Origin of the sequence: Enterovibrio coralii (assembly GCF_001559595.1) — a bacterium.
Classification (GTDB): Bacteria; Pseudomonadota; Gammaproteobacteria; order Enterobacterales; family Vibrionaceae; genus Enterovibrio; species Enterovibrio coralii.
In genome coordinates this window covers 17,678-26,999 of the sequence record NZ_LNTY01000034.1, presented here as the reverse complement: position 1 = coordinate 26,999, position 9,322 = coordinate 17,678, and the positions used below count along the sequence as shown (strand labels likewise).

Annotated in this window: 6 protein-coding genes and 3 pseudogenes; 4 read left to right on the top strand and 5 right to left on the bottom strand. The window is 49.2% G+C overall.

All coding sequences use genetic code 11. From position 1 onward, the window contains the following. Window positions 1–4 precede the first annotated feature (4 nt). Both ATN88_RS11415 and dnaQ read right to left on the bottom strand, forming a co-directional pair. The gene (locus ATN88_RS11415) at window positions 5–1,345 is read right to left on the bottom strand and encodes a TIGR03503 family protein (protein ID WP_067415691.1); all 1,341 of its coding nucleotides are present in this window, start codon (window positions 1,343–1,345) and stop codon (window positions 5–7) included. Next, window positions 1,342–2,084, bottom strand: a pseudogene (dnaQ, locus tag ATN88_RS11410) (DNA polymerase III subunit epsilon). The gene ATN88_RS11415 and the pseudogene dnaQ overlap by 4 nt, the downstream one beginning before the upstream one ends. A 51-nt stretch (window positions 2,085–2,135) precedes the next feature. Here dnaQ and rnhA point away from each other — a divergent pair. Next, complete coding sequence (gene rnhA / locus ATN88_RS11405) at window positions 2,136–2,603, top strand: ribonuclease HI (protein WP_067415688.1); 468 nt, start codon at window positions 2,136–2,138, stop codon at window positions 2,601–2,603. Window positions 2,604–2,608: 5 nt separating this feature from the next. Here the strand turns inward: rnhA and ATN88_RS11400 are convergent. Continuing rightward, window positions 2,609–3,333 (bottom strand): annotated as a pseudogene (locus ATN88_RS11400) (methyltransferase domain-containing protein). A gap of 31 nt (window positions 3,334–3,364) precedes the next feature. Between ATN88_RS11400 and gloB the strand changes: the two are divergent. Next, window positions 3,365–4,123 carry a hydroxyacylglutathione hydrolase gene (gene gloB / locus ATN88_RS11395; RefSeq protein ID WP_067415685.1) on the top strand — a complete coding sequence of 253 codons (759 nt, stop codon included), beginning with the start codon at window positions 3,365–3,367 and terminating at the stop codon, window positions 4,121–4,123. A 71-nt stretch (window positions 4,124–4,194) separates the two neighbouring features. Continuing rightward, a complete protein-coding gene (locus tag ATN88_RS11390; RefSeq protein ID WP_198158375.1) occupies window positions 4,195–5,763 on the top strand; it encodes a LysM peptidoglycan-binding domain-containing protein in 1,569 nt (522 codons plus the stop codon). 64 nt (window positions 5,764–5,827) lie between these two features. On the opposite strand, the gene ATN88_RS11385 is transcribed toward ATN88_RS11390, so the two are convergent. Beyond that, the gene (locus ATN88_RS11385) at window positions 5,828–6,733 is read right to left on the bottom strand and encodes a LysR substrate-binding domain-containing protein (RefSeq protein WP_067415679.1); all 906 of its coding nucleotides are present in this window, start codon (window positions 6,731–6,733) and stop codon (window positions 5,828–5,830) included. A 218-nt stretch (window positions 6,734–6,951) separates the two neighbouring features. On the opposite strand from ATN88_RS11385, the pseudogene focA reads away from it, so the two are divergent. Further along, window positions 6,952–8,407, top strand: a pseudogene (focA, locus tag ATN88_RS11380) (formate transporter FocA). Window positions 8,408–8,449: 42 nt separating this feature from the next. Here the strand turns inward: focA and ATN88_RS11375 are convergent. Next, window positions 8,450–9,286 carry an endonuclease/exonuclease/phosphatase family protein gene (locus tag ATN88_RS11375; RefSeq protein ID WP_067415676.1) on the bottom strand — a complete coding sequence of 279 codons (837 nt, stop codon included), beginning with the start codon at window positions 9,284–9,286 and terminating at the stop codon, window positions 8,450–8,452. Window positions 9,287–9,322 lie beyond the last annotated feature (36 nt).

Sequence of the window (9,322 nt, the reverse complement as noted above, 5' to 3'; positions counted from 1 at the left end):
CAACTCAGACTATCAGGCACAAAAAAGGGAGAAGCATGCTTCTCCCTTTTTCTATTCTATGCGCCTTATCCGGCTCTTCCGGTGGCGGCGCTTCAAGCTCTTCTTCCGTTTCTGCCGCGAGACGCTTAGCTTTGATCTTACGCACCAAGAACCAACCGCCTATCGCCAACACCAGCAGCAAGATGTTACCGCCAATGATGGTGATCATCGCCATCTTACGATCGGCTGCACGCTTCTCAGCAGCGAGCTTTTCATCTTCTATGCGTTTACGCTCCGCTTCACGCTCTTCACGCTCCAGCTTCGCCTGTTCTATGGCGGCGTAATCAGCCACCGCAAATGTCTGTTCGGGTAGCTTGAACACCAAGGGACGTCCCGAGAGTTTGTCGGTACCGTACAACCAGCCAAACCAGCGATGACGCCCCGGTTGGTCAAAGTTATCGATGTCGATATTCAGCGCGGTGTAATCTTCCGACGCTGCCCCTTGGTAAACACTGACCTTCCCGTTGGTGTCGATAAACTCTGAGTGTACGGCAATGGTACCCTCTTCAATGCTCGCAATATCAGATTCCACCAGCAAGTGGTGAGGCAAGGCCTTCTTACGGCTTTGCTTAAAAGTTGCCATCAGTGGTGTGGGGTAGACCAAGACCTCCTGTTCAAGTGTGCGGAAGAACACGCCATTGCCCGAGGTAACACGCGCCCAGTACTTGCCTGGCGCAACATTTATGGGCAATTCCACCGTGAAGACACCGTCTCCGGCGACTTCATCCAGACCCGCCCCGTTATCTTCAAATTGCCCAAGAGACATCGCCTGTGGACGCTGATCTTCAGGAATGCCGTCGACGTTTTCCAGATATTCGGTGAAGGTGACCGTCAAATCGACCCTCTCGAGAAAATCACGAAGATTCAGTGCTTTGTTTCCCTGCATCAAACGCGCGGTAAACTTCATGGTCTCTCCCTGATACAAACGAGCAGGGAAAGTATCTACCTTCATGGTGAGGTCAGAGAGAATGCGAATGCGGTTGTTCGGAGAGACTTTGCCGATGGCTTGCCAAGGACCGGGCATCGGATCGAATACTGACACGATATCCATGTCAGATTCTTGGTGCCAAGAAACATTGTCGGGGTGTTGCCAAGCGTAGAGCTTAGAACCATCAGGTTGAACCAAGACAACGGGCTGGCTTGGCTTTTCCCGATAAATTACGAACGCAACCTGAGTGATGGTGGAGTCAATACGAAAACGGTTGTTCAGCAACCGAATTTCACTGTCAGATGTCTGCTCCGCCGATACGTTGGCACTGAACGCCATCAGCAGAGCGAGCAGCAATCCAGCCCACCCACTCTTCATACACTCTCCTGTTGCCTCCACACACAACTGCCGTTTTTCTCGATAACGTCCAGTTGTTTCTCATGTTCTTCTAGTTCATCGGCAGAGGCACGGATGATCTTTAGCTTTTTCGTTCCGGCTTCAACGCGTCTTATGCTCTCGCCAGCACTATCTTGATCGCCCGAGTCGCTGCCGCTAAATTTTAGGGTCTCCTGACCACCTGTCATTAACAGGTAAACATCAGCCAGGATCTCGGCATCGAGCAATGCGCCGTGGAGTGTACGGTGCGAGTTATCTATACCGTAGCGTTCACAAAGAATGTCGAGGTTGTTACGTTTGCCAGGGAAGATTTTCTTCGCCATGGCAAGGGTATCGGTGATCTTACAGAAGTCCTCTGTTTTACCGATGCCAGGATTCAGCTTTTGGAATTCATAGTCCATAAAGCGACGTCGAAGGGCGCGTTGTGCGCCACCAGCTCTGCGCCTTTAATAAAGGCCAAGAACTCGTCGTGGATGTCTTTGTATTCTGGTTTGTCGACCAGAAACTCATCGGTAATACCGTGAACCGAAATCGCCTCAGGATCGATTTCGCGATCTGGTTTGATGTAGACGTGAAAATGTCGCCCCGTCAGCTTACGGTTTACAATTTCAACAGCACCAATTTCAATGATTTTGTGGCCTTCGTAATGAGGACCACCTTCACGGTTCATACCCGTGGTTTCGGTATCGAGAACGATAATCCGGTCGTAACTGGCTTTCATAGCGTCACTTGTGTCAGACTTGGCGAATAAATTGGATAGATACTAACAAATATGGTCAAGCAGGTAGAAATTTTCACGGACGGTTCTTGTCTGGGAAATCCAGGTCCGGGTGGATACGGCGTTGTTTTACGCTACAAACAGCACGAAAAAGAGCTGAGTGAAGGCTTTACGCTGACCACAAATAACCGCATGGAGCTTTTGGCTGCCATCGTCGGTTTAGCCAGTTTAAAGGAATCTTGCTCCGTCGTATTGACCACGGACAGCCAATACGTGCGTCAGGGTATTACGCAGTGGATTCACAACTGGAAAAAGCGCGGCTGGAAAACGGCTGACAAAAAGCCTGTAAAAAATGCCGATTTATGGCAACGACTGGACAAAGAGACCCAACGTCATGACGTCGACTGGCAGTGGGTAAAAGGTCACGCTGGCCACCCTGAAAACGAACGTTGTGATGAGCTTGCTCGTGCCGGGGCAGAAAACCCAACCGGGCCAGATGAAGGTTACGTTCCTTCAGAGTAAAAACGTTACGCGCCGGTGCGGTAATTGACACTCACCGGCGACAGCGACTTTTTAAGCTTCCACTTCGGTTTGATCGGTTTGAGTGGATAAGTGCGCTTTCTCGCGACGATGAAGTACAAAGAACCGATCGCAGGCAGCAGCCTGAGCATGCATTTTCAAACCACACACCACAGGTTCTGTGCTTGGTTGCTGGTATCAAGCCAAAGCAAGACATCTCCATGATTTCGTAGTTAAGCACCCCTAGCCAATCGCGCACCCGAAGCGGCGTAAACATGCGACCACTCCACGGCAATTGATTCTTTCGCCACGGGATCAAACGTCCTATCCCCATTAAGCTACTGGGGTTCACGCCAGAAAGGATTAAATAGCCATCGTCTATCATAATCCTGTCGATTTCACGCAACAGTCGGTGAGGATCGTCGGTATAGTCGAGCTGATTGGCTAAGATACACACATCGAACGCTTTATCGACAAACGGTAAGTCATAGCTTTCCGCTTCAACGTTTCGCAGTGGGTTTAACTTATCAATGCAGACTTGATGCTGAATGTTACAATGCCCGCTGACCAATTCGCAGCTTAGGCCGCCGAGTTTCAGCATGTGGTAACCAAACAGACGAGGCAACCATTCATCCAGCCGCGTTTGTATATGCGTGCACGCCCATTCGCCATGTGCGAACTGATCCCATGTATAAGGGTATTCTAATGGACGTTGACTGCGTGCTGGTTTCATAGTCTATTTGAGTTATAGCTGGAGAGTTTTTATGCTATCTGTATCAAGCATACCCGCATTCAATGACAATTACATCTGGCTGCTAAAAAATGATGACAATCATTGCGTTGTTGTCGATCCCGGTGACGCGTCACCTGTGATTCAAACCCTGTCAGAACAAGGCCTGACGCTGGATGGTATCCTTCTTACCCATCACCATAATGATCATATCGGTGGCGTCGGCGAACTGCTTGCTCGCTTCCCTGCGTTGTTTATCTATGGGCCCAACACCGCGCGCTTCCCCCAAGTTACTCACCCTGTTGCAGATAACGATACCTTTACACTGTATGGTGAAAATTTTACGGTGTTCCAAGTTCCGGGACACACGCTAGACCATATCGCCTATTACGCTGAAGGCATGTTGTTCTGTGGGGACACGCTGTTCTCAGGTGGCTGTGGTCGATTGTTTGAAGGCACACCAGAGCAAATGCACACGTCTCTGACCAAACTGGCCTCCCTTCCAGAAGACACCAAAGTCTACTGTGCGCACGAATACACACAGTCAAACATCAATTTTGCGATCGCGGTCGAACCAAACAATGATGCACTTGTCAGTTATGCCTATGATGTAAAAGCACTAAGAGCAGAAAACCAAAGCACATTGCCATCATCAATTGCATTGGAAAAAGCCATTAACCCGTTTTTACGTGCACATATCGACAGTGTGAAAAACGCTGTAACAGAAAGAGCGCAAGGCGTGTCAGACGTAGAAACTTTTGCCGCGCTTAGACGCTGGAAAGATGATTTTTGACATTAGTCACTTGTAAGCACTGCTACTGGCCGATTATTATCATCGGCCATTTTTTGAAAGGTTAACCAGCAATGAAGTTCCGTTTAGTCTTAGTGGGATCGATGTTTCTCGCAGGATGCCAACTTACCGGGCAAGAAAACGTCGCTACTCCGACTAATACGCCAGAAACGCCAGAGGAAACGCTGGCTCAGGTTGCGGTTGCAGAACCACAACAACCCGTTGTCGAGGAAGTTGTCGTCCCTGTCATCACCCCGCAAACTCAGGAAGACGTCTGGAAACGGATCGCCATGCAAATGGACATGCCAGTCCCTGAAAACAAGCGCGTAAACTACTACCGCAACTGGTATCTCAAGCACCCACAACATCTGGAAACTGTCGCAAAGCGCGCAGAACCTTTCCTCTACCTGATCACTGAAAAGGTCGAAGAGCGCGGCATTCCGTTGGAAATTGCCCTTCTGCCAGTAGTTGAAAGCTCTTTCGACCAATTTGCCTACTCACATGGTCGTGCTGCAGGTCTATGGCAGTTCGTGCCAGACACTGGCCGTCGCTTTGGCCTAGAGCAAAACTGGTGGTATGACGGTCGTCGCGATGTGGTTGCGTCCACCGATGCAGCATTGGACCTGCTGGAATACCTTCACAAGAAGTTTGATGGCGACTGGCTACACGCCTTAGCGGCCTACAACACCGGTGAAGGTCGCGTGTTCCGCGCTATCCGCAACAACAAAGCAAAAGGCCTACCGACTGACTTCTGGCACCTGTCTTTGCCAAAAGAAACCAGCGGCTATGTCCCGAAACTGCTCGCGGTTGCTGATGTCATCAAAAACCAAGAAAGATACGGCTTGTCACTGCCTGAAATCGCCAACAAACCTGTGGTAGAGCAGGTCGAGCCAAAGGTTCAGATGGACCTTGCGCTTGCGGCAAACTACGCAGGCATTCCATTGTCTGAGCTGCAAAGCCTGAACCCGGCATACAACCATTGGGCAACCTCGCCAGATGGCCCGAATCACCTGTTGCTGCCAAAGAGCAATGTCTCTCAGTTCCAAAACAAGCTGGCTGAGAATGACAACCAAGGCATTAAAGTCACCCGCTACAAAGTGAAAAGCGGTGATTCACTTGGCATGATCGCACAGCGTCACAATACAACAGTAAAAGTGATTCAACGTGCCAACAGTATCAGCGGAACCAATATACGTGCAGGGCAACACCTGCTTATCCCTGTTTCACTGAAAGATGAAACCCAATATTCACTGAGTGCTCCGCAGCGTCTGGCTAAACTGACCAGCAAAAAACGTGGTGATTACAAAGTAACAGTGGAAGTGGCGAAGGGTGACAGCTTCTGGACGATCGCACGCAAGCACGACGTATCTGTCAGCTCTCTGGCGCGCTGGAATGGCATGAGCCCGAAAGACCCACTTCGCATCGGCCAAGACTTGGTGATTTGGAAGAAAGCGGCAGAAGGCGCAAGAATTCGCACTATCGTATATCAAATCCGTGAAGGCGACTCGTTGAGTGGTATTGCTGCTCGCTATAAAGTCTCTGTGGCAGATCTGGTGGAGTGGAACTCGCTCAAGAAAACCGCGTACATCAAGCCAGGACAAAAACTGAAACTCTATATCGATGTAACCAAAGTCAGCGCGTAACTGACGTTACAACGAAAAAAGGCATAACCTATGGGTTATGCCTTTTTTGTATCTGGCGAACAAATCACATCACCATAGGATGACGTTTCATCATTCTGATCCCTTCTCGTTTAATACAATCAACCAGCGGGTTTTCCGCCATATCTGCACGCCAAACAAAAGAGAGTGAACGAGCGATATTAAGTTCAGGCACATTCAGAGCCACAAGCTTTCCAGCTTCAATATAACGCTCGACATCAAGATAGGGCAGGCATGTCAGATAAGGGCCATTCGCCACCATACGGCGAATAACAGGAATGTGTTCGTACTCTCGCCAGACATCCAAATCCGCGATATGGTCATAGATAGCACTTTCAAACGCAGTACGGGTGCCCGATCCATGTTCACGCAACACCCACTTCGCTTGCTCTAGCTGCGCCATACTGACGCGCTCACGCTTCGCAAACGGGTGATGGGCAGACGATACAATCATTAAGTGGTCAGTACACCACGGCTCTTGGTGGAGGCGGTTATCGTCCACCCTACCCTCGATGATGCCCAAATCATAACGGTAATCCAGCACCCCAGAGATCACTGAACTGGTACTTTGCACGCCCAAGGAGATTCGAATTTCTGGGAAATCATTATCAATAATACTGATAAGGTCCGGAATCAGGTGCTCCGCGGGGGTTTGACTCGCGCCTAGTCGTATTTCTCCACTTAAAAGGTGCTGATCATAGAAGCCCGTTTCTATCTGTTTGGCATCTCTCAACAGGCGTTTGGCCTTAGGTCTTAGCCACGATCCCCAGTGTGTGAGGATAAGGCGTTTGCCCTTACGCTCAAACAAGGGACGGCCTAGCATTTTTTCTAATTGAGACAAAGACATACTGGTAGCTGACTGCGTAAGAGAAAGCATTTCAGCCGCCTGACTGACACTCCCACTGTCTGCCACCGCATCAAAAACGGCGAGTTGTTTTAAAGAATAACGCATGGTTGCAACCTCTCCTGATTGCTAGCGAATTTAGCCACAATTTTCCTATGGCTATATTGTACCTATGCGTTAGAAATCATCAATTTATCTGAATTGAATTTCGAAGATTATCAATTGTACTTCCCCTCTCCTTGCCCATTAGTCTGAAAGGGAAGTAAGGCACGTCGCCTTGCTTAGAGACAAGGAGAACACAATGAATACGTTGGGGAGGGGAAGTGATGACAACTGCATACACTGATCATGATTTCGTCTCAGTGAAAGGCTTCTCAGCATCAGAAATGATGTCAGAAGCAGAACGCTACGCACTGAAGAAAATCAGCAAACGCAGTGGCGCAACAATCAGTCTTGCGGTGTTAGCAGGCGCCTTTATCGGTCTCGCTTTTCTGTTCTACACCACAGTAACAACAGGCAATGACGGAGCCAGCTGGGGCTTGAATCGCCTTGTAGGCGGCTTGGCATTCAGCATGGGCTTGATCCTGATTGTTATCTTCGAAGGCGAACTGTTTACCAGTACTGTGCTGTCCAGCATTTCATGGGCGAACAACCAAGTGGGTATCGGCAAACTGCTGGCAACTTGGGGCAAGGTCTATTTTGGCAACTTCCTTGGTGCAATGTTGGTGGTATTGCTCGTCTCTGCTGCTGGGATGTATCAACTTGATGGCGGTCAATGGGGCTTAAATGCGCTAAATATCGCGCAGCACAAGCTGCATCATACCTGGGTCGAAGCCTTCACACTGGGCGTGCTGTGTAACATCTTGGTGTGTACCGCAATTTGGCTGACGTTTTGCTCTGCAACCCAATCGTCAAAGCGTCATGACCATGCTACCTGTTGCCATGTTCGTCTCAAGCGGCTTCGAGCACAGCATCGCTAACATGTTCATGGTGCCACTCGGCATTGTTATCACCAACTTCTCACCAGAGAGCTTCTGGGCGAACGTTGGCGTGAATGCCAGCCAATACGCAGACCTCACCATCAATCACTTTTTAGTGAATAACCTCTTCCCTGTCACCCTTGGCAACATCGTCGGTGGTGCTGTGTTAGTTGGCCTAGCCAACTGGGGAATTTACCGTAAACAACTGCTTCAACCAGAGATGCTGAGCATCAATGTACCTGTGACCATCAACAAAGCTAGTAAGGACTCTATTATGATGAATAACACGAAAGTTAAAGACTTGATGAACAAGAACCCTATCGTCCTGAAAGCAAGCGATCGTACTGCGGACGCGATTGATGTCCTGCTTGCTCACAACCTGACGGGTGCGCCAGTGTGCGATAGCCAGCAGTTTGTTGTCGGTTTCTTCTCGGTACACGATGCAATGGTGAACCTGTGGTGTGAAGACTACCTGCCCGACGCAAAACAATGCATTGGTGAGCTGATGCGTGATGACGTGACAGCACTGGACGCGGAAGAGAGCGTGATGGATGTTGCAGAGTTTTTGGTGATGGACAAAGAGAAAGTGTTCCCAGTAAGCCCAATGGGTATTGCGACCAGCTTCTCTACTCTGTCTTTGAAAGACCGCGTTAAAGAAGCCAAAATCAGCAAGCCACATATCCTGCCAGTACTGGAGCACGGCAAGTTGGTGGGTGTTATCTCTCGCTCAGATGTCCTTCAAGCATTGAGACCGCTTTACGACAATTCGGTTGAAGAGCCGCATCTTGCGCAAGTGATGTAAAAACAAAACAGGCCGGTTTATCCGGCCTGTTTCTTTTAAACACTACGGGTTAAAAGTGAAAGAGGCATCCAGCCATGCATGATCTGAAGCTGGCGTCTCTTTTGAATGTGACTGTTGCAGAGTCAGTCCACGATAAAACAAATGATCCAGCGGATAGCCAAATACCTTCAAACGCTCATCTGAGGCAAAGCTCGCTTCCTGAATACCAATGTCACTCAGCGCGTCGCGCACAACCTGCAAACGCTCTTCGCTCCAGGTATTAAAATCACCAGCAATGATCAGCGGCCCTTTTACATCCCGCACTGCATCAACCAAAGCCTCTAACTGCTCTTTGTACTCCACAATGCCGAACGTAAAGTTGATGCTGTGGATATTAATCACAGAGAGCGTTTCACCATTCGAGAGCGGGAACGCACTGTAAAGCGCACTTTTCGGTAATCTCAGGTAAGGCTCAATCTTGGTATAAGCACACGCTTCTTTCGGTACCACTTCTGACAAGGTCATCACTCCGGCAATTTCCCCATTAACCGCAAAAGCGTAGGCCTGATTGCTGTGCCAACCTTTTTCTTCGATATAGTGGAGTAACTGAGGTTTGGACTGTGCTTCTTGAAGCAAAATGAGCGAATGCGTTTTGGAAAGCGCATCAAGCTCGCTATCCCAACCATCATTTTGCTGTTTGTAAATATTCCACACGACCACATTTAGAGGCTCAGCGGTATTAATGACGGACTCGCTCGTATAATCACGGCAGCGCACAGTGCCATCCCCTGACGCCAATCTGGCATCGTCAGGGACATCTACCTTCACATAAACCAGGCCAATGGCGACGATCAGAGCCAAGGTTCCCAATAAAACCCAACGCCCTTTTAATTGCTTCATTTTCTATCGATACCGTTAGAGTAAATACACACTGCG

Coding starts and splice junctions, on each gene's coding strand:
- ATN88_RS11415 (WP_067415691.1), bottom strand. CDS start 1,345: ATGAAGAGTGGGTGGGCTGGATTGCTGCTCGCTCTGCTGATGGCGTTC.
- rnhA (WP_067415688.1), top strand. CDS start 2,136: ATGGTCAAGCAGGTAGAAATTTTCACGGACGGTTCTTGTCTGGGAAAT.
- gloB (WP_067415685.1), top strand. CDS start 3,365: ATGCTATCTGTATCAAGCATACCCGCATTCAATGACAATTACATCTGG.
- ATN88_RS11390 (WP_198158375.1), top strand. CDS start 4,195: ATGAAGTTCCGTTTAGTCTTAGTGGGATCGATGTTTCTCGCAGGATGC.
- ATN88_RS11385 (WP_067415679.1), bottom strand. CDS start 6,733: ATGCGTTATTCTTTAAAACAACTCGCCGTTTTTGATGCGGTGGCAGAC.
- ATN88_RS11375 (WP_067415676.1), bottom strand. CDS start 9,286: ATGAAGCAATTAAAAGGGCGTTGGGTTTTATTGGGAACCTTGGCTCTG.